Below are 21,998 nucleotides of genomic sequence, written 5' to 3' on the forward strand. Positions count from 1 at the left end.
GCCATTCGGCGCGCCCGCTCAGAGGAGGACGCCCGCGCGCCATAGGCTTTAGGACAGAAGAAGAAAGAGAATCCCATGACCAACGTGACCGACCAAGACCGCGTCTTGATCTTTGACACCACTTTGCGCGACGGCGAGCAAAGCCCCGGCGCCACCATGACCCATGACGAAAAGCTTGAGATCGCCGAGCTGCTGGACGACATGGGCGTCGACATCATCGAGGCCGGTTTCCCAATCGCCTCTGAGGGTGACTTCAAAGCGGTTTCCGAAATCGCCCAACGTTCAAAAAACAGTCGCATCTGCGGACTGGCCCGCGCGAATTTCGCGGATATCGACCGCTGCTGGGAGGCGATCAAACACGCCGAACAGAACCGCATTCATACATTCATCGGCACCTCTCCGCTGCATCGCGCCATTCCGAACCTCACGCAGGACGAGATGGCGGAAAAGATCCATGAAACGGTCAGCCATGCCCGCAACCTGTGCGAGAATGTGCAGTGGTCGCCAATGGACGCGACCCGGACGGAATGGGATTACCTGTGCCGCGTTATCGAGATCGCGATCAAGGCAGGCGCGACCACGATCAACATACCCGACACTGTCGGCTATACGGCACCACTGGAATCCGCCGATCTGATCAAGCGCCTGATCGAAACCGTTCCCGGCGCAGATGAAGTCGTCTTCGCGACCCACTGTCACAACGACCTGGGGATGGCGACCGCGAACTCTCTGGCGGCCGTGATCGGCGGGGCGCGTCAGATCGAATGCACCATCAACGGCCTTGGTGAACGTGCGGGCAATACCGCGCTGGAAGAAGTTGTGATGGCCATGCGGACCCGCAATGACATCATGCCGTTCCGCACCGGGATCGATACCACCAAGATCATGCATATCTCGCGCCGGGTCGCCACGGTGTCGGGCTTCAACGTGCAGTTCAACAAGGCCATTGTCGGCAAGAACGCCTTTGCCCATGAAAGCGGTATCCATCAGGACGGGATGCTGAAGAACCGCGACAATTTCGAGATCATGCGCCCCGAGGATGTGGGATTGTCTGGCACTTCGCTGCCCTTGGGCAAGCACTCGGGCCGCGCGGCATTGCGGGACAAGCTGAACACGCTGGGCTATGAGGTCGGTGACAACCAGCTCAAGGACATCTTTGTTCGGTTCAAGGATCTGGCTGACCGCAAGAAAGAGGTCTTTGACGACGACATCATCGCGCTTATGACGCTGGATGATGACGAAGCGAACGATTTTCTGCAGCTGGTGTCGATGAAAGTCACCTGCGGCACCGGAGGTCAGGCAGAATCGACGGTTGAGCTTGAGGTTGACGGAAAGGATGTCATCGCCACGGAATACGGTGACGGCCCGGTTGATGCGACGTTCAGGGCAATCCGCGCGATTTTCCCGAACGAGGCTCATCTGCAGCTCTATCAGGTGCATGCCGTCACCGAAGGGACGGACGCCCAGGCCACAGTATCGGTGCGGCTGGAAGAGGATGGCATGATTGCAACCGGCCAGTCGGCGAATACCGACACTGTGGTGGCCTCGGCCAAGGCTTATATCCATGCTCTCAACCGCCTGGTCGTGCGCCGTGCAAAAGCCGGTCCCGGGGCGGACACGCGTGAGATCAGCTACAAGGACCTGACCTGAAGGGCGCGAAAGCTCCCGCAACCGCGGCGGTCCGGCTGCGCCGAACCACCTAGCGGCTTTGGGCCCGCCACCGCGCTTTGGCGCGGTGGCGGGCCCAACCCAATTGACTGCATCTTTGATGCTGGCAATCGGGGCGGGAGTTCCCCCGTTGTTTGCACGAACGTCTCTCAGATCTTGTTGAACAGGTCCGAAAGCCGCGCGGTTTCATCTTCGACACCGTAGGGAGCGTTGATTATGAACATCCCCGAACCGACCATGTTGTGCCCTTCCCGGGCCGGCGGAAAGATCACTTCGTGGCGTATCACCTTTGGCAATGCCTGATTGGTCAGGGCTGCCAGCATAGGCTTATGACGGTCATCGGCCAGAATCGGGTACCACAGCGCGATCACCCCGACATTCCACTTGCGGTGCAGTTTGGCGACGATCCCCGGTAAACGACCATATTCGGCCTTCACCTCGTAGCTGGGATCGATCAGCAACATTCCACGACGCGGCGTGGGCGGCAGCATGGATTGCGCCAGTTCATAGCCATCCTGCCGATACACCCGTGCGTTTCGGGCCGTTAACTCGCCTGAAAGGGCTGCGTATTCCTTTGGGTGCAGTTCCGCGAAATGCAAATTGTCCTGTGGGCGTAACAGGCTGGCTGCGATCATGGGAGAACCCGGGTAACAGGCCGGTCCATACCGGGCCTGTATGTCCGAGATTGCCCGGGCCAGCGGGTGTTCCGGATCGAACCAGGCCTCGCGCCGCGCCCTTTCGATGCCCGCGTCCGCTTCGCCGGTTTTGCGGGCCTCCTCCGAGTCCAGGTGGTATAGCCCGCGTCCGGCGTGGGTTTCGATGTAGCTCAGCGGTTTGTCTTTTTGCGTCAGATAACGCAGCGTCCAGGCCAGCAAAGCGTGCTTTTGCACGTCCGCCAGATTCCCGGCGTGGTAAATATGTTGATATGAAAGCATTTTGCCTTCTAAAGTCCCTATCAATGAGGCGAAAAGGCGCTGATTGCCACGGAATCAGGCCTTTAATCGGGCGTGTTGGCACCCTATAAGTCATCCGTCCCGGAACCGTCGAGTCGCGGGCAGTAGAAAATTCTGACAGACAGGATCAGGGGAAACATGGGGATCTTTGGCAATCTGGGCGGCCTGTTCACAGCGGACATGGCCATTGACCTTGGGACGGCGAACACGCTGGTTTATGTCAAAGGGCGCGGCGTCATTCTGTCCGAACCCTCTGTGGTCGCCTATCACGTCAAGGATGGCGTGAAGAAAGTGCTGGCTGTGGGCGAAGACGCCAAGCTGATGCTGGGCCGGACCCCCGGTTCCATCGAGGCCATCCGCCCGATGCGCGAAGGAGTCATTGCCGATTTCGACACCGCCGAGGAAATGATCAAGCATTTCATCCGCAAGGTGCACAAACGCTCGACCTTCTCGAAACCGAAAATCATCGTTTGTGTTCCGCATGGTGCGACTCCGGTCGAAAAGCGCGCAATCCGACAGTCGGTTCTGTCCGCAGGGGCCCGTCGCGCGGGTCTGATCGCTGAACCCATTGCGGCCGCCATTGGCGCGGGAATGCCGATCACCGATCCGACCGGAAACATGGTTGTCGATATCGGTGGCGGTACAACAGAAGTTGCGGTTCTGTCGCTGGGCGACATCGTTTATGCCCGCTCGGTTCGCGTCGGTGGGGACCGGATGGACGAGGCCATCATCTCGTACCTGCGCCGTCAGCAGAACCTGCTGGTTGGCGAATCCACCGCTGAACGTATCAAAACCACCATCGGCACCGCCCGGATGCCCGATGACGGCCGTGGCCAGTCGATGCATATCCGCGGTCGCGACCTGCTGAACGGTGTGCCAAAGGAAATCGAGATCAGCCAGGCTCAGGTGGCCGAGGCGCTGTCTGAACCTGTCCAGCAGATTTGCGAGGCGGTGATGACCGCGCTGGAAACCACGCCGCCCGATCTGGCAGCGGACATTGTGGACCGGGGCGTCATGCTGACCGGCGGTGGCGCTCTGTTGGGTGATTTGGACCTGGCGCTGCGCGAACAGACCGGTCTGGCCGTGTCGATCGCCGATGAAAGCCTGAATTGTGTGGCTTTGGGCACCGGCAAGGCGCTGGAATACGAAAAACAACTGCGCCACGCGATTGACTACGAAAGCTAAGGCGCGCACCCTTCCAATACAGGGTTAACAATCGGGCGCGAGCAGCACGGGAAGGAGTCCTGTGGCAAAGGACCGATCACAGCGCGACGAATACACCACCCCCTTACGCCGCTTGTTGCTGGGGATCGTTGTTTTGTGCCTGCTGGGTATCTTTCTGGTCTGGCGCATTGACAGCCCACGGGTCGAGAGGTTTCGCGCTCAGGTCGTGGATGCCGTGGTGCCCTCGATGGAATGGGCCATGGTGCCGGTCACGGCCACGGTCAACCTGGTCCGCGATTTCCAGAGCTATCAGCGGCTGAGCGAGCAGAACCGGGAATTGCGCAGTGAACTGCGCCGGATGCGCGCCTGGAAAGAGGCGGCGCTGCAACTGGAACAGGAAAACGCCCGGTTGCTGGACCTGAACAACGTCCGGCTGGATCCGCGCCTGACCTATATCACCGGTGTTGTCATGGCCGACAGCGGCTCCCCCTTCCGGCAGTCTGTCCTTCTGAACGTGGGACAGCGGGACGGTATAGTCGATGGCTGGGCCGCCATGGACGGGATCGGGCTGGTTGGGCGCATCTCCGGCGTCGGCGCCGACACGGCGCGTGTCATCCTGATGACGGACGCCTCGAGCGCTATCCCTGCCACCATCCAGCCGTCCGGGCAGACCGCTTTGATCAAGGGGGACAACACAGCGGTACCATTGGTTGAGTTTCTGGAAAACCGTGAACTCGTCCGACCCGGCGACCGGGTCATCACGTCGGGCGACGGTGGCGTTTTCCCGGCAGGATTGCTGATCGGTCAGATCACCGCCGATCCGGGTGGCAGGTTGCGCGTGCGTCTGTCCGCCGATTTCGAGCGGCTCGAGTTTCTGCGCGTACTGCGCTACCAGTCGGCGCCCGCCATTCGTGATTCCGGGGATATTGTTGGTCCGCTGCGACCCGAAGCATCCCTGACCCCGGATGAGGCCGCAGATGGATAAGGCGGTTTCCCATCTGTGGGCCATGCGCTGCCTCTATGTTTTTCTGGTGGTTCTTGTGCTGTTTCTGCACCTGTTGCCGCTGAACACGCAACCGGACCGCTGGCCGTTTCCGGATGTTCTGATCGCCCTCACATTCGCCTGGGTGCTGCGGCGCCCCGAATACACGCCCATCGCAATTGTGGCCGTTGTCATGCTGATGGCCGACCTTCTTCTGCAACGGCCGCCGGGGTTGCTGGCGGCACTGGTCGTTGTGGCAACAAACTATTTGCGCTCGGCAGCGCCGGGAATGCGGGATGTCGGATTTTTTGGCGAATGGAGCTCGGTCGCGGCGGTGATGACCGGTATCTTTGTGCTCAACCGTTTCATTCTGTCGGTTCTGTCGGTCCAGCAGGCCGCCTTTTGGCCGACAGTTGTTCAACTGATTTTGACCATCGCCATCTATCCCTTGATTGTGCTGATCAGTCAGAATGGTATGGGCGTCCGCCGTGTTTCAGCTGCGGATGCCGGTATTGTCGGGGCGCGGGCATGAAGCAGAAACGCACCAAATCCCAGGGTCTTGCCTACAAACGTCTGCCGCGCCGGGCGTTGGTTCTGGGTGGTTTGCAGGCGGTCTTTATCGGTGGTCTGGCTGCGCGGATGCGGTTTATGCAGGTTGATCAGGCCGATCAGTACCGGCTGCTGGCCGAAGAGAACCGGATCAACATCCGCCTGATCCCGCCGACACGCGGGCGCATCTATGACCGGAACGGACAGGTCATTGGCCAGAACTCGCCGTCCTACCGGATCGTGATCGTGCGCGAAGACGCGGGTGATATCGACTCGGTCATTGCCAAGCTTTCGGAACTGATCCCCCTGAACGAGGATGAGATCGAGCGTGCCCGCACGGAAATGCGCCGGTCCGCACCCTTCCTGCCGGTCACGCTGGCAGATCAGGTTACGTGGGAGGACATCTCGAAAGTTGCGGTGAACGCGCCGGCCCTGCCCGGCGTGACGCCCGAAGTCGGTCTGACCCGCCAATATCCCCGGTATGAGGATTTCGCCCATATCGTCGGTTATGTCGGCCCGGTCAGCGACTACGACCTGAGCCAAATGGAAGACCCCGAGCCGGTTTTGCGCATCCCCCGGTTTCAGATCGGCAAGGTCGGGCTGGAGGCCAAGCAGGAGGCCACCCTGCGCGGCAAGGCCGGGGCCAAGCGGGTCGAGGTCAACGCGACCGGTCGCGTGATGCGGGAACTGGACCGCCAGGAGGGTGAAGCCGGGGCCGACCTGCAATTGTCGATCGACGCCGATCTGCAGCAATACGCACAGGCCAGATTGGCCGGGGAAAGCGCGGCGGCGGTTGTGATTGACTGCGAAACCGGCGATCTGCGTGCGATTGCCTCGGCCCCCAGCTTTGATCCCAACCTGTTTGTACGTGGTATCTCGGTCGCCGATTACAGATCGCTGACACAGGACAAGTATCGCCCGCTGGCCAACAAGACGGTACAGGGTACCTATCCACCGGGGTCGACGTTCAAAATGATCACGGCCATGGCTGCGCTTGAGGCCGGTGTGATCGGACCCGGCAACACGGTATATTGCCCCGGTCATCTGAAAGTCGGCAGCCGCAGGTTCCATTGCTGGAAGCGCGGCGGGCACGGTACGGTCGATCTGGAAACCTCTCTCAAACGCAGTTGCGACGTCTACTACTATGATGTTGCCCTGCGCGTGGGCATCGACAGGATATCCGACATGGCCCGAACCTTCGGGCTGGGCATCAAGCACGATATCCCGATGTCGGCCGTGGCAGGGGGGCTGGCGCCAAATCAGGAATGGAAACAGCGGGTCCACGGGCAGGAATGGCTGGTCGGGGACACCGCGAACGCCTCGATCGGTCAGGGCTTCATGTTGGCCTCGCCCATGCAGCTTGCCGTCATGACCGCGCGGATCGCCACAGGCCGCGCCGTGACGCCGCGCCTGGTCCGGTCGGTCAACGGGGTCGAACAGCCCTCGGGCGCGGGTGAGCCACTTGCGGTCAATCAGCGGAACCTGTCACAGGTGCGCAAAGCGATGTTCTCGGTCTCCAATGACCGGCGTGGAACGGCCTACCGCAGCCGTATCATCGCAGATGAGTTTCGCATGGCGGGCAAGACGGGTACCAGTCAGGTCCGCAACATTACCAAGGCTGAACGCGCTGCTGGTGTGATCCGAAACGAAGATCTGCCTTGGGAACGGCGTGACCACGCGCTGTTCGTCAGCTTCGCCCCGTACGATAATCCGAAATACGCCATAGCCGTCGTCGTTGAACATGGCGGTGGCGGGTCCAAGGCGGCCGCCCCTGTCGCGCGGGACATCATGCTTCAGGCGCTCTACAACGGTACGCCCCCGCTTGAGGCGTATCCGGTTGCCGACCGCGAGCGCATCAAGGAACAGCAAAAAAGGTTGGAGGGCGACCGCCGCCCCAAAGCGCGTCCGGATGAAAAGGACCGCGCATGAGCTATCTTGAATATGCCGTCAAATCCACGCCGTCGGGGTTTCGCAAGTTTCTGTATATGAACTGGCCGCTGACCCTGCTGTTGATCAGCACGGCCAGTGCCGGGTTCCTGATGCTGTATTCGGTGGCGGGCGGTTCGTGGACCCCGTGGGCCGAACCGCAGATGGAGCGGTTCGGGATGGGTCTGGCGGCCATGTTCATTGTGGCGCTTGTTCCGATCTGGTTCTGGCGCAACATGTCGGTTCTGGCCTATCTCGGCTCGATCGTTCTGCTGATCTTTGTCGAGCTTTTCGGCACGGTCGGCATGGGCGCGCAGCGCTGGATCGACCTTGGGTTCATGCGGCTTCAACCGTCCGAGGTCATGAAGGTTGCCCTGGTCATGGTGCTGGCCGCCTATTACGACTGGTTGCCGTCTCACAAGACCTCGCGCCCGCTTTGGGTGCTTATCCCTGTTGCCCTGATCCTGATCCCAACCTTCATGGTGCTCAAACAGCCTGACCTGGGTACGTCGATCCTGTTGCTGGCCGCTGGCGGTGGCCTGATGTTTCTGGCTGGTGTCCACTGGGCCTATTTCGCCGCCGTAATAGCAGCAGGTGTCGGGCTGATCGCCACAGTGTTCAACAGCCGTGGGACAGACTGGCAATTGCTCAAGGACTACCAGTTCAGGCGCATCGATACGTTTCTCGATCCTTCCACCGATCCGCTTGGCGCGGGTTACCACATTACACAGTCCAAGATTGCCCTGGGATCCGGGGGCTGGAACGGACGCGGGTTTATGCAGGGCACTCAGTCGCGGTTGAACTTCCTACCCGAGAAACATACCGATTTCATCTTTACCACACTGGCCGAAGAGTTCGGGTTCGTCGGCGGCATCACGCTGTTGATCCTGTATGCTCTGATCCTGATTTTCTGCATGGTTACCGCGCTGACGACCAAAGACCGTTTCTCATCGCTTGTGACTTTGGGCATTGCACTGAACTTCTTCCTGTTCTTTGCCGTCAACATGTCCATGGTCATGGGTCTTGCCCCGGTTGTCGGCGTTCCGCTGCCCATGGTCAGCTATGGCGGCTCGGCCATGCTGGTTCTGATGGCCGCGTTCGGCATCGTTCAAAGCGCGCATATCCATCGTCCTCGTTAATCTGAAAGGCAATCCATGACAGTGAATGTCCTGTTTTCCGCACGTCCCGGGCTTTGGCCGGTTTATGAGCCGTTGCTGCGCCAGGGCCTGTCCGAAGCCGGGCTGGAGTTTGAGTTGTCGCCAGAGATTTCACCGGAACAGGTCGACTACGTGGTTTACGGACCGACGGGCGGATTGCGGGATTTCGGGCCCTTCAGTCGGCTCAAGGCTGTACTCAGCCTGTGGGCCGGGATCGAGAGTATCGCGGACAATGAAACCCTGACCGTGCCGCTGGCCCGGATGGTCGATCACGGGCTGACGCAAGGCATGACAGAATGGGTCGTCGGGCATGTGCTGCGCTACCATCTGGGGATGGATCGTCACATCACCGTCCAGGACGGCGTCTGGACGCCCGAAGCACCGCCGCTCGCGCAGCAACGGCATGTAACGGTTTTGGGTCTGGGCGCTTTGGGGCTGGCCTGCGCCAAGGCACTGGCCGCGCTGAATTTCAATGTTACCGGTTGGAGCCGCACGCCCAAGGACGTCGACGGCGTGACTTGTCTGCATGGGCAGAAGGGATTGAAAAGGGCGCTGTCTCAGGCAGAAATTGTGGTTCTGCTGCTGCCCGATACGGCAGCGACGGAAAACACGCTGAACGCGGAAACGCTGGCCCTGTTGCCCAAAGGTGCACGGATCCTCAACCCGGGTCGCGGGCCGTTGATCGACGATGATGCCCTGCTGGATGCGTTGAATTCAGGGCAAGTGGGTCATGCCACGCTGGACGTGTTCCGGACCGAACCACTGCCGCCCGAGCATCCGTACTGGGCACATCCCAACGTGACTGTGACACCTCATATCGCGTCCGAAACCCGCGAGATCACTGCCGCGCAGGTCATTTGCGAAAACATCCGGCGCGGTGAGGCAGGTGAGCCCTTCCTGCATCTGGTGGATCGCCAGTTGGGGTACTGACGACCCATCCAGTTCAGGCGGCGATCAGGCCCCGCCCTTTCAGCAGTGCCTCGACACCCGGTAGGCGGCCACGGAAGGCGAGATACAGGTCTTCGGCCTCGCGTGAGCCTCCGGTGGACAGGATGTTGTCCTCAAGCGCCTGGGCGCGATCGGGATCGAAGGCGCTGCCCGCCTCCTCAAATGCCGCAAAAGCGTCGGCATCCATAACTTCGGACCACATATAGCTGTAGTAGCCGGAACTGTATCCGTCCCCGGAAAAGACATGCGCGAAATGCGGAGTGGCGTGGCGCATTCCGATGGCGCGCGGCATTCCGATTTCGGCCAGAACTTCGGCCTGTTTCGCCATCGGGTCGGCTGGGGCCGCGCCGTCGTGGAATGCCAGGTCGACCAGAGCCGAGGCGACATATTCCACGGTTTGAAAGCCCTGATCGAAATTGGCCGCTTTCAGTACCTTCTCCAACATGTCCTGCGGCATCGGTTCGCCGGTTTCTGCATGCGTTGCGTATTCTGCCAGTACCTCGGGCACTTCCAGCCAGTGTTCGTAAAGCTGGCTGGGCAGTTCCACAAAGTCCCGCGCAACGCTTGTGCCCGAGATGCTTTCATAGGTCACATTCGACAGCATCTGATGAAGGGCATGGCCAAATTCGTGAAACAGGGTGCGCGCGTCGTCGTAGGACAGCAGCGCCGGGTCGCCTTTGGCGAAGTTGCAGACATTAATGACAACTGGCGCCTGTTCCTTGGGGAATTTCGCCTGCGCGCGCATGGCACTGCACCAGGCACCGGACCGTTTGGAACCGCGCGCGAAGTAGTCCCCGATGAACACCGCGATATGCTTGCCATCGCGCGTCACCTCCCATGCGCGGCAATCGGGGTGATAGAGCGGGACATCCAGCGGCTTGAATTCCAGCCCGAACAGCCGATTGGCGCAGGCAAAGGACGCCTCGATCATACGCTCCAACTGCAGATACGGCTTGAGCGCGGCCTCATCCAGATCATGCTCGGCCTTGCGCCGTTTTTCCGCGTAATACCGCCAGTCCCAGGCTTCCAGCGGCCCGTTGACCCCGTCCTCCTGCATCATTTGCGTCAGGGTTTTGGCATCGGCATCTGCGCGCGCCTTAGCAGGCTTCCAAACCTGCATCAGCAGGTCCCGCACCCTATCCGGCGTCCGGGCCATTTCCGTTTCCAGTTTGTAATCGGCAAAGCTGCCATAACCCAGCAGCGTAGCGCGTTCTCCGCGCAACGAAAGGATTTCAGCGGCAATCTCGCGGTTGTCGGTTTCCCCGCCTTTCGCACCACGTGCCGCCCACGCGAGATACGCCTTTTCGCGCAGATCGCGGCGGGGCGAGAATTGCAGAAACGGCACGATCAAGGACCGTGACAGGGTCACAACCGGGCCATCCAGCCCTTTCTCCTTGCCGGCGGCACGGGCGGCATCGGTGACAAAACCGGGCAGACCGGCCAGATCACCCTCGGTCAACTCCATGAACCAGTCTCTTTCATCCGCCAGCAGGTTCTGTGTGAAGGATGTGCCCAACGTGGCCAGGCGGGATTTGATTTCCTGCATGCGGGTATCGTCATCACCCTGCAATGCCGCACCCGCGCGCACGAAGCCGCGGTGGGTCAGCATCAGGACACGCGCCTGTTCGTCGGTCAGGCCCAATCCACCGCGCCGCGCCCAAAGATCGGCGACCCGCTGAAACAGAGGTTTGTTGGATGAGATCGCGGAAAAATGCGCAGCCAGTTTGGGTGAGAAATCGCGCTGCAAGGCTTCGCGCGCCGGGTTGCTGTCCGCACCTGCGACCGTAAAAAAGACCGCCAGAACCTTGTCCAGCTGTTCCCCGGCGGCTTCGAGTGCCTCGATTGTATTGGCGAATGTCGGGGCGTCCGGATTTGTCGCGATGGTATCGATCTGGGCGGTGTGCGCGGCCAATGCCTGATCCAGCGCCGGGGCAAAATCATCGTCCGAAATCTCGGCAAATGGGGCGATTGCAAAAGGGGTGTTCCAGTCGGACAGGATCGGGTTGGTCATTCAGATCTCCTTTGTCCGACAAGGTAGGCAGCCTGCCTGTGATGGTCCAGAGGGCGGGCGCGCAAGTCGCCTGAAAAAGTCGCAATCCGGCTTGCATCGGCAGTGTGGCGCACGCAGGGTCGTCGGCAAAGGGAGACAGGATATGACCAAGCCGAACCGTCCCGCCGGGATCATGACCAGGGCCATCCACGCAGGCGATGCGCCGGATGCCTCGACCAACGCGTCTGCTCCGCCGATCCACATGAGCTCGACCTATGTGACCGAGGATCTGGCGGGTTTTTCGGCCCATGACCTGACGCCGGACAGCCCGTTTGTCTATTCGCGCTGGGCGAACCCGACGGTCGCGGGTCTGGAGGCCAAGATTGCCGCGTTACAGGGGACTGAAGCCTGTCTGGCAAGCGCGTCCGGGATGGCTTCTGCGTCAGCGATCTTTTTCACCTTTCTGTCCGCCGGAGATCATCTGATCGTGTCGGATGTTTCTTATGCAGGGGTCGCGGAACTGGCACGCGAGACTTTGCCGCGGATGGGGATCGAAGTCTCGGCGGTCAACATGTCCGATCCGGCCTCGGTGGCGGCCGCAATTCGCCCCAACACCCGCCTGATCCACACGGAAACGCCGGTGAACCCGATCGGTCGCCTGACCGATCTGGCCGCCGTCTCGAAACTGGCGCGTGACGCCGGGGCGTTGCTCAGCTGTGATGCGACCTTTGCATCGCCTTTGGGCATGGACACGGTGGGTCTTGGCGTTGATCTGACGATGCATTCGATTACCAAATATATCGGCGGCCATGGTGATGCGATTGGCGGCGCCGTTGCCGGGTCCGCCGAGCTGATCGCGAAAATGCGGATCGAGGCAGGTATTCATCATGGAGGCGTTTTGTCCCCCTTCAACGCCTGGCTGATCGCGCGCGGGGCTTCGACTCTGCCGTTGCGGATGAAAGCGCACGAGGCTGGCGCAATGGCCGTAGCGCAATGGCTGGAAGGCGACCCACGTGTCACGAAAGTCATCTATCCGGGTCTGGGCTCGCATCCGCAGGCGGATCTGGCGGCACGGCAGATGTCGAACAAATCCGGCATGATCGCATTTCAGGTCGGCCGCGCCGCTGATGGTGAACGTATCGCGCAGCAGATGATCGAGCGGCTTGAGGTGATTCACTACGCGGTGTCGCTGGGGCATCATCGCAGCCTGATTTTCTGGATGGGAACCGATGGCCTGATGGAAACGTCCTTCCGGCTGAGTGGTGCGCAGCTTGAGGACTACCGCGCCTATGCCGGCGACGGGATTTTCCGCTTGTCTGTCGGGCTGGAAGACGCCAAAGACCTGATCGCCGATCTGGATCGCGCATTGGGCCATCGTTAGGCTCCCGCCCTCGCGGGACACATCAAAGACGTGCCCTGGCGGGGTTGGGCCGGGCCGCGCGCCGCTGGCGCGCGGCGGATTGGGTTAAACCCCGGCGCTTGCGCAGATCGGGCAATCGTCGCGTTTGGACAGGGTGATCTTGCGGCTTTCGCCGTAAAGCGCGTCATAGATCAGCATTTCGCCGCGCAAGGCCTGCCCCGCGCTAGTGATGACCTTGATGGCTTCCACCGCCATCATGGATCCGACCACACCGGGTAGGGGGCCAACGACACCCGCTTCGGCACAGGAAGGAGCCAGCCCGGGGGGCGGGGCTTCGGGGAAAATGCATTGATAGCAGGGGCCATCCGTGGCCGGATCAAAGACGCTCAGTTGCCCCTCCCATTGCGACAGCGCGCCTGAGATCAGCGGCTTGCCAAGCGCGACTGCCGTTCGGTTGGCCAGATAGCGAGTGTCGAAATTGTCGGTACCGTCCAGGATCAGGTCAAAGTCGCGGAACAGTTCTTCGGCGATGTCGTCTGTCAGGCGACGATGATAGGGCAGGACCACAACATTCGGGTTCTGCGCCTCCATCGCCTGTTGGGCGGAAAACACTTTGGGCATGCCGATATCCGCGTCCCGATGGATTACCTGCCGCTGCAGGTTGGCGTTTTCGACCTCATCATCGTCGATCACGCCGATTGTGCCGACACCTGCCGCTGCCAGATATTGCAGGGCCGGGGCGCCAAGCCCGCCGGCACCAATGACCAGCACCCGCGCCTTTTTCAGCCGTTTCTGTCCGGGTCCGCCCAGTTCGCGCAGAACGATGTGGCGGGCGTAGCGGTCAAGTTCGGTTTCGCTGAATTGATCGGATGGCATGGCAGGCTCCTTGGCAGGCACTGCGCGAGCGCGCAGCATCCTCAACAACCTGCCATAAATCAGAGCAAGACCGGCAGCGCCACCCAGGATCAGCCAGACTGCCGCCGATCCGCCGGTCGCCTGCCTTAGCGGGTTTCCATCCGGCAGCACCAGTTGGGCAATGATGACCCCGGCCAACAATACGGCAACGGATACATTACGCGCCCCGCGCGAAACTCCGGCAAAATACCCGATGCCCCAAAGCCCAGCGGCAAGCCCCAGAACCAGTATCATCAGCCGCGCCCGGTCGAACCGAAGCCACCTGCCCCGCGTTCGGTGTCGGACAGGGCAACCGCGGCCTCGAACACGGCCTGCACAACCGGGGCCACCACAAGTTGCGCAATGCGTTCCCCATGCGTGATCTCGAACACATCCTGCCCAGCATTCAGAACGATCACACCCAACGGGCCGCGATAGTCGCTGTCGATGGTGCCGGGCGTGTTTGGCAAGGTAATTCCGTGTTTCAGCGCAAGCCCGGAACGGGGGCGCACCTGCACCTCATACCCGTTGGGAATTTCGACCCGCAGCCCGGTCGGCACCAGTGTCCGCTGACCCGGTTCAAGCCGGATCGGCGCGCCACCCGGAAGATTGGCCCGCACGTCCGCGCCCGCCGCGCCCGATGTTTCATAAGAGGGCAGGGGAACCGAAGGGTCCGCTCCATCTTCACGGATTACACGAATTGCTACCATAGCTGCACCTCTTGCCGTGCCACGCAGGGCCGGTATCTTATTCTGTCAAAGCGTCGGCGATTTTGGCGGCCAGTTTTCGGGCCACTTCATCCTTGCCCATGCGAGGCCAGCTTTCGGCCCCATCTTGCGAGATGAGGGTCACGGCGTTTTCCGAACCGCCCATAATGCCCGTGACGGGGCTGACATCGTTCGCGACGATCCAGTCGCATCCTTTGCGCGTGCGTTTGGCCGTCGCATTTTCGACTACGTCATTGGTTTCGGCGGCAAAGCCGACAACCAGTCTGGGCCGCCCTTCCGCCATGTGCGACACACGTTTCAGGATGTCAGGGTTTTCGGCAAACTCCAGCGCGGGCAGGCCGTCGCGGCTTTTCTTCAGCTTCCGATCGGACGCGCTGGCCACGCGCCAGTCAGCCACGGCTGCGGCGAACACGCCGGCATCGACAGGCAGGGCTGCATCGACCGCATCGGACATCTCGCGCGCGGTTTCCACTGGGATGACCTGCACGCCATCGGGCGGAGGTACATCTGCTGGGCCGGTTACAAAGATCACTTCGGCCCCCAGGGATGCCAGCGCGCGGGCCACGGCCGTGCCTTGCGCGCCAGACGACCGGTTGGCGATATAGCGCACCGGGTCTATGGGTTCGTGGGTCGGTCCCGACGTAACCAGAATACGCTTGCCGGACAGGGGGCCATTGCCCAATGCGGCCTCGATCGCGGCCACGATCTCCAGAGGTTCCGACATGCGGCCCGGTCCGAACTCGCCGCAAGCCATATCGCCTTCGTTCGGACCGACGAACCGGACGCCATCGGCCTGCAATTGCCTTAGGTTGCGTTGCGTCGCGGGATGATCCCACATACGCACATTCATGGCGGGTGCGCACAGCACGGGCGTATCCGTTGCCATCAACAGGGTCGAGGCCAGATCATTGGCGAGCCCAGCAGCCATCTTGCCCATCAGATCCGCCGTTGCCGGAGCCACTACGATCAGGTCAGCAGAACGGGACAGCTGGATATGGCCCATCTCGGCCTCATCCGTCAGATCGAACAGATCTCGGTAGAGTTTATCTCCGGCCAGAGCGGACACGGACAAGGGCGTCACGAATTCTTCTGCTGCGCCTGTCAGGACCGGAGTCACCGCCGCACTGCGTTCTTTCAGCCGCCGGATCAGGTCCAGCGACTTGTAAGCCGCAATCCCGCCGCCAATGATCAGCAATATGCGTTTGGATGCCAGCATCATCTGCCCTTCCCGTCCTGGTCGGTCCCGACATTAGGCAACGCAGGCAGGTTGTTCCAGTTGTTAATTCTGCACACCAAAGGCTTCGCACGGATCTTCCCGCTCGGCAGCGGGGCTGTCGATTACGGTGTCAAACGTGCCATCGATAACGCCATCTTCGGACTGGCCCAGAACATAAACCTTCAGACCGGGGCTCAGGCGCGACAGGAAGGTCGGGATACCGCGGTCTTTGCGAGCGTGGCCGTTGCCAGTGATAACCGCGACCGGCCCGCCGGTTTCATCCTTTGCGCGCAGGATCGCACGGGTCAGAACCGCGTCCCGCAATCTTTGAATCGCAACCATCTGGGGCAACATCTCGGTCGGAACCGCATTGCAATGCGCGGCAAGCTGATCGGCCTCGCGCGCGGCCTGATCATCGGCTGACAGGGGTACCGTCAGGCCAAAACGCGCGGCATCGGCGCCGAACGTCGTGGCGGCACCTCGTTCCATGGCAGTTCGGGCGGCCTTTCGTGGAACCATCGCCCCGTAAACCGGCGCATCCGTTGCCTCGAAGACGGGGTAATACATGCTGAGCGGTGGCCAGCCTGACTCGGCCCATTGCAGAATACGTGACAATTCCTCGGGGTCGGAGGCTGCCGTCTGGGCCAGACGTTTGGCACCCTCTTCCGTCACCATTTCCCAAACAACGGCAGAAGGCGAAACCGCCTCAAGCGCCTGGGTCTGAACCAGGTGATGGCGCGGGTTGTCGTGAATTTCACCCAGTATGACCACATCCGCCGCCTGCATGGCGGCCGTCACATCATCGGGGATCAGGCTGTCGGCCTGCGCGGGTCGCGCCAACCCGGAGGTAAGGGTCAGGGCCCAAACAAGAATCGCAAACTGTTTCATGCGATGAAGTGTTGCACCTCGCGCGATTGGCCTTCAAGGTTCTTGCGCATTTTCACAAAGGCGGCGGCTTCAAGCTGACGTACACGTTCCTTAGACAATCCCAGTTCCTGCCCGAGGCTTTCCAATGTCCGGGAAGGTTCACGCAGTTTGCGCTCGCGCACGATGAAACGCTCGCGCTCATTCAGCGATTGCATCGCTTTCAGCAGCCATTCACGCAACTGTTCGGTGTCGTGACGGCTTTCCACGGTTTCAGCGGCCTGCTCGCGATCGTCCTCAAGCGCGTCGATCCATTCGCGCCCGTCTTCATCGGCTGACTGCACCGCATTGAGCGAGAAATCTGAACCGGACAGACGCCCCTCCATCATTTCGACGTCGCGCAGTGGGACACCGATTTCGGCCGCGATCATCTGGTGAAGCTGATGGCGATCCAGTTCCATACCCTCGGTCGCTGCTTCACGTTCCAACCGGGCCTGAACCCGCCGCATGTTGAAGAACAGAGATTTCTGCGAAGAGGTCGATCCGGTCCGCACCATCGACCAGTTTCGCATCACGTAATCCTGCACGCTGGCCTTGATCCACCAAACCGCATAGGTCGAAAAGCGCACGCCGCGATCCGGGTCAAACTTGTCGGCGGCTTTCATCAGGCCCAGCCCGGCCTCCTGAATCAGATCATTCATCGGCGCGCCATAGCGCTTGAACTTGGCCGCCATTGAAATCGCCAAACGCATATAGGCGGTGATCAGGCGATGCAGCGCCTGCTCATCTCTTTCATCCCGCCAGGCATAAGCCAGCCGAAGTTCGGTTTCAGCGTCCAGCAGCTCGGCTTTCATTGCCTGCCGGGACATCGAAAAATCTTTTGCGTTATCCAGTGCCATGCAAATCTCCCCTTTCACAGGCGCGGGCCGGGCTTGCCATGCCGACCTGGTGTCGATACGCACAGAAAGACCAGATGGATCATTTGAAAGGTAGGGATCGTGAGCTCCGATTTAACCTTTGTACTGGGCGGGGCCGCCTCGGGGAAATCGGCCTTTGCGGAACAACTGGTTGTTTCAACTGCAAAAAGCCGGGTTTATCTTGCAACTTCACAAGTGCTTGATGGCGAGATGCACGCCAAGGTTCAGCGCCATCTGGATCAGCGCGGGGAAGGCTGGACCACGATTGAGGCGCCCATGGATCTGGCCCCGGTTCTGGCCGAACTGGCAGCGGATCAGATCTGTCTGATCGATTGCGCCACCATGTGGCTGACCAACCATTTGCTTGCAGAATCCGATCTGCAATCTGCGCAGGAGGATTTGCTGAACGCACTGCGCGATTGCCCGGCCCGGCTGGTTGTCGTGTCCAACGAAGTCGGTCATGGCATCGTGCCCGAAAACGCGCTGGCCCGCCGGTTCCGCGAGGCGCAGGGGCGTCTGAACATTGCGCTGGCCGCGCAGGCCAAGCTGGTCGTGCAGGTGACAGCCGGATTGCCGCTGGTCCTCAAGGGGCAATTGCCATGACACGTTTGTTTCTTGTCAGACACGGGCCCACACATGCCAAAACCATGGTCGGCTGGTCGGATCTGCCTGCTGATCTGAGCGATCAGGCCGCAATTGACCGGTTGCACGAGCACCTGCCATCAGATGCTCTGATCGTGTCATCCGACTTGTCCCGTGCGGCGGATACGGCAACGGCCATTCAGGGCACGCGGAGACGGTTGCCGCATAACCGTGATTTGCGGGAAATCAACTTTGGCCGCTGGGAGATGCGCGCCTTTGCCGAGATCGAGGCGGAAGATCCCGAACTTGCATTTGCCTATTGGGACAATCCCGGCGACATACGCCCGCCCGGTGGCGAAAGCTGGAACGACGTGCGCCTGAGGGTGGACCGGGCCATTGATCGGCTGATCGCAGCGCACACGGGCGCGGATCTGGTCATTGTCGCCCATTTCGGCGTTATCTTGACACAGTTGCAACGCGCGCTTGATCTGGATGCGCAACAGGCATTTTCACACCGGATAGACAATCTGTCGGTGACGCGAATTTCGCGGGACGGCAGCACATGGTCGGTTGGGTCTATTAATCATCTTCCGTGATAAGAGTGCCCACAATTCTCTGATTTACTGATGCAAAGCCCTGCGGCATCGTTGCCGCATGACTTATGACCTGTATATCGGGGACCGCCTGTTTTCCAGCTGGTCCATGCGTGGATGGCTGATGCTGGAAAAGTTCGGCCTGCCTTATCGAAGCCATTTGATCGGTCTGTATTCCGGCACGATGGACGAAGACATGAAACCTCTGGCTCCGGCACGGCTTGTGCCGGCCTTGTGTTTGCCGGACGGAACTGTGGTTGGTGAAAGCCTGGCCATGGCCGAAACGCTGGCTGAACAGCACCCCGAGGCAGGCTTGTGGCCCGACGAACCGGCGGCCCGCGCAACCGCGCGCTGGCTTTGCACAGAAATGGTGTCGGGTTTTTCGGCGTTACGCAGCCAATGCCCGATGCAACTGCTTCACTGCTGGGTGGGTTTTGACCCTTCGCCCGAAACCCTGTCAGACCTGAAGCGCATCGAAACATTGTGGGATCACGCCCGTTCGGTGTCCGGTGCGGCTTCGGGTCCGTTGTTCGGCGCGTATTCTCTGGCAGATGTATTCTATACACCAGTTGCGGCCCGCATCATTGGCTATGGGCTGCCGGTGTCCTCGGCGAGCCGCGACTATTGCCTGGAGTTGCTCTCGGACCCTTGCGTAAGGCAATGGCGGGCCATGGGGTTGACCGTGCAATACGATCCTTTTCCTTACGCGCAGGACCTTTCTTCAATCCCGTGGCCCATCGGCGGGGTTTCACAGGCCAGGCCAGTTGCAAGCGGCCCCTCCGCCAATGAAAACTGTCCCTATTCCGGCAAAGTAGCCACCCACTTCCTGGAGCTTGACGGCGCAAGTTGGGGGTTCTGCAACGCGTTTTGTCGGGACAAGACCGTCGCCGACCCCGAAGCATGGCCGAAATTCAAGGCGATGGTCGGGAAATGAACACCGCCGTTAACCATTCCTAAACCGCACCCATGGCAGCAACGTCCTGTTAACCAACAACAGGAAGACAATGGTTGCCCGCGCCCACACTGTCGCATTTCAAGGGGTTGATGCCCGCCCGGTCGAAGTTCAGTGCGCCGTTTCACCGGGGTTGCCAGCCTTTTCGATCGTAGGCCTGCCGGACAAAGCCGTGTCCGAAGCGCGCGACCGTGTGCGAAGCGCCCTCAGTTCCATGGCCATCGCCCTGCCGTCCAAACGGATCACCATCAACCTGTCGCCCGCCGATTTACCGAAAGAGGGCAGCCATTTCGACCTGCCCATCGCCGTGGCCCTGCTGTCGGCGCTGGAGATCATTCCTGCCGATGCCGCGGAAGGCACAGTTGCGCTGGGCGAGCTGTCCCTGGATGGATCGCTGGTCCCCGTCGTCGGCGCCTTGCCCGCAGCCATGACCGCCGCTGCCGAGGATCGTTCCCTGTTGTGCCCCAAAGCCTCAAGCGCCGAAGCGGCCTGGGTTGATGCTACGCAAGTGATCGGCGCCGAATCTCTGGGCGATGTGGTCCGGCATTTCTCGGGTCAGTCGCCATTGCCGGTCGCGCAGCCCGGCGAAGTGACACTTGCGCCCATTACGCGAGACCTGCGCGATGTGAAGGGGCAGGAACGCGCCAAACGGGCGCTGGAAATTGCTGCGGCGGGGCGACACCACCTGATCATGATCGGCACACCGGGATCGGGCAAATCAATGCTGGCCGCCCGGTTGCCCGGTATCCTGCCGCCGCTGACAGCGGTCGAAGCACTGGAAACCTCGATGATTCAGTCCCTGTGCGGCTTGCTGGACGAAGGCGGCATCAACCGCAGCCGCCCCTTTCGCGAACCGCACCACACCGCTTCGATGGCGGCCATCGTCGGCGGCGGAAAGGGCGCCAAACCCGGTGAGATTTCGCTGGCCCATAACGGGGTACTGTTCATGGATGAATTCCCCGAGTTTCCGCGCACCGTGCTGGAAACCCTGCGCCAGCCAATCGAAACCGGCGAGGTCATGGTCGCCCGCGCGAATGCGCATGTGAAATACCCTTGCCGGTTCATGCTGGTTGCGGCCGCAAACCCATGCAAATGCGGCTATCTGAGCGATCCTGCGCGTGCCTGTTCGCGGGTTCCGATGTGTGGCGAGGACTACCTGGGGCGCATTTCCGGTCCTTTGATGGATCGTTTTGACCTGCGAATCGAAGTTCCTCCGGTCGGGTTTACCGATCTGGATCTGCCGCCGTCAGGTGACAGTTCGGCTGTGGTTGCAGCGCGCGTGGAACGGACGCGTGGCGTTCAGGCAGCGCGATTTCAGGGAAACCCGTCGGTGCGTCAAAATGCCGATATTGAGGGGGCGCTGCTGGAGGAGGTTGCCGCGCCGGACGCCGAAGGCAGGGAGTTGCTGTTGAAAGCGGCCGAACGGTTTGGACTGTCAGCCCGCGCGTTCCACCGTATCCTGCGCGTTGCGCGCACGATTGCGGATCTCGACGGCGCGCCTGACATCCGCAAACCCCATGTGGCCGAAGCGCTAAGTTTTCGCATCAGCGCCCGGGCGATGGCCTAGAGCTTTGCCTCGATTGCGTCCCAGATTTTGCCTGCGACGTTGACCCCGTCGAACCGTTCCAGTTCCTGGATACCGGTGGGCGAGGTGACGTTGATCTCAGTCAGGTAGTCGCCGATCACGTCGATGCCGACAAACACCTGGCCTTTTTCCTTCAGCAGCGGACCGATCTTGGCGCAGATTTCAAGATCCCGGTCGGACAAGCCGATCTTTTCTGGCCGGCCGCCAACATGCATGTTGGACCGTGTCTCGCCCTTTGCTGGAACGCGGTTGATGGCACCAACCGGTTCCCCGTCCACCAGAATCACGCGTTTGTCGCCGTTTTGGACATCGGGCAGGAATTTCTGCACGATCAGAGGTTCACGCGAAAAGCCCGTAAAAAGTTCATGCAGCGAGGTCAGGTTGCGGTCATTGGTATCCAGGCGGAACACACCGGCGCCGCCGTTGCCGTAGAGCGGCTTCAGGATGATGTCGCCATGTTTTTCCTTGAAGGTTTTGATTGTCTCCAGATCCCGCGCGATTGTGGTTGGCGGGGTCAGGTCAGGAAAATCCAGAACCAGCAGTTTTTCCGGGTAGTTGCGCACCCAGAAGGGATCATTCACCACAAGGGCGCGCCCGTTCAGGCGGTCCAACAGGTGCGTGGAGGTGATGTAGTGCATGTCGAACGGTGGGTCCTGACGCAGCCAGATCACGTCGAAATCGGCCAGATCCACTTCGCGTTCTGGCCCCAGAACCGCGGGATCGCCGGGAACGCGCTGTACCGTCATGTCCCGGCCAAGCGCTGTAATGCGACCTTCCTGATAAGCAAGCTGATCGGGTCCGTAGAAAAACAACTGATGTCCGCGGGCCTGTGCCTCTTCCGCCAGCCTGAACGAACTGTCTGCATTGATGTCCACGGTCCCGATTGGGTCCATCTGAAAGGCGATTTTCATGGCGTATCCCTCGTTTTCTCGCCTGATACATGGCGCAGAGGGGCAGGGGGTTCAATGGC

20 protein-coding genes are annotated in these 21,998 nt (G+C 60.8%); 12 read left to right on the forward strand and 8 right to left on the reverse strand.

The features are described 5' to 3' along the window. Positions 1 to 75: 75 nt before the first annotated feature. Complete coding sequence (locus tag ACR0J2_RS20195; protein WP_170615737.1) at positions 76 to 1,650, forward strand: 2-isopropylmalate synthase; 1,575 nt, start codon at positions 76 to 78, stop codon at positions 1,648 to 1,650. A 167-nt stretch (positions 1,651 to 1,817) separates the two neighbouring features. On the opposite strand, the gene ACR0J2_RS20200 is transcribed toward ACR0J2_RS20195, so the two are convergent. After that, positions 1,818 to 2,603 (reverse strand): 23S rRNA (adenine(2030)-N(6))-methyltransferase RlmJ, encoded by a 786-nt coding sequence (locus ACR0J2_RS20200; protein WP_480813636.1) that lies wholly within the window; start codon positions 2,601 to 2,603, stop codon positions 1,818 to 1,820. Between the two features lie 156 nt (positions 2,604 to 2,759). Here ACR0J2_RS20200 and ACR0J2_RS20205 point away from each other — a divergent pair, with 156 nt between their 5' ends. The 6 genes from ACR0J2_RS20205 to ACR0J2_RS20230 all read left to right on the forward strand — a co-directional run bounded on the left by ACR0J2_RS20205 (position 2,760) and on the right by ACR0J2_RS20230 (position 9,329). Then, positions 2,760 to 3,806 carry a rod shape-determining protein gene (locus tag ACR0J2_RS20205; RefSeq protein ID WP_039523195.1) on the forward strand — a complete coding sequence of 349 codons (1,047 nt, stop codon included), beginning with the start codon at positions 2,760 to 2,762 and terminating at the stop codon, positions 3,804 to 3,806. A 61-nt stretch (positions 3,807 to 3,867) separates the two neighbouring features. Continuing rightward, the gene (gene mreC, locus ACR0J2_RS20210; RefSeq protein ID WP_170805741.1) at positions 3,868 to 4,770 is read left to right on the forward strand and encodes a rod shape-determining protein MreC; all 903 of its coding nucleotides are present in this window, start codon (positions 3,868 to 3,870) and stop codon (positions 4,768 to 4,770) included. Continuing rightward, complete coding sequence (locus ACR0J2_RS20215) at positions 4,763 to 5,299, forward strand: rod shape-determining protein MreD (RefSeq protein ID WP_480813637.1); 537 nt, start codon at positions 4,763 to 4,765, stop codon at positions 5,297 to 5,299. The genes mreC and ACR0J2_RS20215 overlap by 8 nt, the downstream gene beginning before the upstream one ends. Then, on the forward strand, positions 5,296 to 7,245 hold the full coding sequence (mrdA, locus tag ACR0J2_RS20220; RefSeq protein ID WP_170615729.1) for a penicillin-binding protein 2: 1,950 nt from the start codon (positions 5,296 to 5,298) through the stop codon (positions 7,243 to 7,245). The genes ACR0J2_RS20215 and mrdA overlap by 4 nt, the downstream gene beginning before the upstream one ends. Then, positions 7,242 to 8,381 carry a rod shape-determining protein RodA gene (rodA, locus tag ACR0J2_RS20225; RefSeq protein WP_170615727.1) on the forward strand — a complete coding sequence of 380 codons (1,140 nt, stop codon included), beginning with the start codon at positions 7,242 to 7,244 and terminating at the stop codon, positions 8,379 to 8,381. Before mrdA ends, rodA begins: the two co-directional genes overlap by 4 nt. A 15-nt stretch (positions 8,382 to 8,396) precedes the next feature. Further along, positions 8,397 to 9,329: a 2-hydroxyacid dehydrogenase gene (locus tag ACR0J2_RS20230; RefSeq protein WP_480526983.1), complete on the forward strand. Its 933-nt coding sequence runs from the start codon at positions 8,397 to 8,399 to the stop codon at positions 9,327 to 9,329. Positions 9,330 to 9,342: 13 nt separating this feature from the next. Here the strand turns inward: ACR0J2_RS20230 and ACR0J2_RS20235 are convergent, their stop codons facing one another. After that, positions 9,343 to 11,358 carry a M3 family metallopeptidase gene (locus ACR0J2_RS20235; protein WP_480813638.1) on the reverse strand — a complete coding sequence of 672 codons (2,016 nt, stop codon included), beginning with the start codon at positions 11,356 to 11,358 and terminating at the stop codon, positions 9,343 to 9,345. Between the two features lie 142 nt (positions 11,359 to 11,500). Here ACR0J2_RS20235 and ACR0J2_RS20240 point away from each other — a divergent pair, with 142 nt between their 5' ends. Then, on the forward strand, positions 11,501 to 12,718 hold the full coding sequence (locus ACR0J2_RS20240) for a trans-sulfuration enzyme family protein (RefSeq protein ID WP_480813639.1): 1,218 nt from the start codon (positions 11,501 to 11,503) through the stop codon (positions 12,716 to 12,718). 84 nt (positions 12,719 to 12,802) lie between these two features. On the opposite strand, the gene ACR0J2_RS20245 is transcribed toward ACR0J2_RS20240, so the two are convergent. The 5 genes from ACR0J2_RS20245 to ACR0J2_RS20265 form a co-directional block, all read right to left on the reverse strand. Next, positions 12,803 to 13,846: a HesA/MoeB/ThiF family protein gene (locus ACR0J2_RS20245; protein WP_480813640.1), complete on the reverse strand. Its 1,044-nt coding sequence runs from the start codon at positions 13,844 to 13,846 to the stop codon at positions 12,803 to 12,805. Continuing rightward, positions 13,846 to 14,301: a dUTP diphosphatase gene (gene dut, locus ACR0J2_RS20250; protein WP_480813641.1), complete on the reverse strand. Its 456-nt coding sequence runs from the start codon at positions 14,299 to 14,301 to the stop codon at positions 13,846 to 13,848. Before dut ends, ACR0J2_RS20245 begins: the two co-directional genes overlap by 1 nt. Positions 14,302 to 14,338: 37 nt before the next feature. Beyond that, positions 14,339 to 15,535 carry a bifunctional phosphopantothenoylcysteine decarboxylase/phosphopantothenate--cysteine ligase CoaBC gene (coaBC, locus tag ACR0J2_RS20255; RefSeq protein ID WP_480813729.1) on the reverse strand — a complete coding sequence of 399 codons (1,197 nt, stop codon included), beginning with the start codon at positions 15,533 to 15,535 and terminating at the stop codon, positions 14,339 to 14,341. 63 nt (positions 15,536 to 15,598) lie between these two features. Beyond that, positions 15,599 to 16,423 carry a ChaN family lipoprotein gene (locus ACR0J2_RS20260; RefSeq protein ID WP_480813642.1) on the reverse strand — a complete coding sequence of 275 codons (825 nt, stop codon included), beginning with the start codon at positions 16,421 to 16,423 and terminating at the stop codon, positions 15,599 to 15,601. Beyond that, a complete protein-coding gene (locus ACR0J2_RS20265) occupies positions 16,420 to 17,298 on the reverse strand; it encodes an RNA polymerase factor sigma-32 (RefSeq protein ID WP_170615711.1) in 879 nt (292 codons plus the stop codon). The genes ACR0J2_RS20260 and ACR0J2_RS20265 overlap by 4 nt, the downstream gene beginning before the upstream one ends. A gap of 99 nt (positions 17,299 to 17,397) precedes the next feature. Between ACR0J2_RS20265 and cobU the strand changes: the two genes are divergently transcribed. From cobU to ACR0J2_RS20285, 4 genes are all read left to right on the forward strand, one after another. Continuing rightward, positions 17,398 to 17,919, forward strand: coding sequence for a bifunctional adenosylcobinamide kinase/adenosylcobinamide-phosphate guanylyltransferase (gene cobU, locus ACR0J2_RS20270; RefSeq protein WP_170615708.1), 522 nt, complete (start codon positions 17,398 to 17,400; stop codon positions 17,917 to 17,919). After that, positions 17,916 to 18,494 carry a histidine phosphatase family protein gene (locus ACR0J2_RS20275; RefSeq protein ID WP_480813643.1) on the forward strand — a complete coding sequence of 193 codons (579 nt, stop codon included), beginning with the start codon at positions 17,916 to 17,918 and terminating at the stop codon, positions 18,492 to 18,494. The genes cobU and ACR0J2_RS20275 overlap by 4 nt, the downstream gene beginning before the upstream one ends. A gap of 58 nt (positions 18,495 to 18,552) precedes the next feature. Further along, a complete protein-coding gene (locus ACR0J2_RS20280; RefSeq protein WP_480813644.1) occupies positions 18,553 to 19,425 on the forward strand; it encodes a glutathione S-transferase N-terminal domain-containing protein in 873 nt (290 codons plus the stop codon). A gap of 70 nt (positions 19,426 to 19,495) precedes the next feature. Next, positions 19,496 to 21,010, forward strand: coding sequence for a YifB family Mg chelatase-like AAA ATPase (locus ACR0J2_RS20285; RefSeq protein ID WP_480813645.1), 1,515 nt, complete (start codon positions 19,496 to 19,498; stop codon positions 21,008 to 21,010). Here ACR0J2_RS20285 and gshB read toward each other — a convergent pair. Continuing rightward, complete coding sequence (gene gshB / locus ACR0J2_RS20290) at positions 21,007 to 21,939, reverse strand: glutathione synthase (protein ID WP_480813646.1); 933 nt, start codon at positions 21,937 to 21,939, stop codon at positions 21,007 to 21,009. The genes ACR0J2_RS20285 and gshB overlap by 4 nt on opposite strands. Positions 21,940 to 21,998: the final 59 nt, after the last annotated feature.

The organism is Ruegeria sp. CG4 (assembly GCF_056537185.1).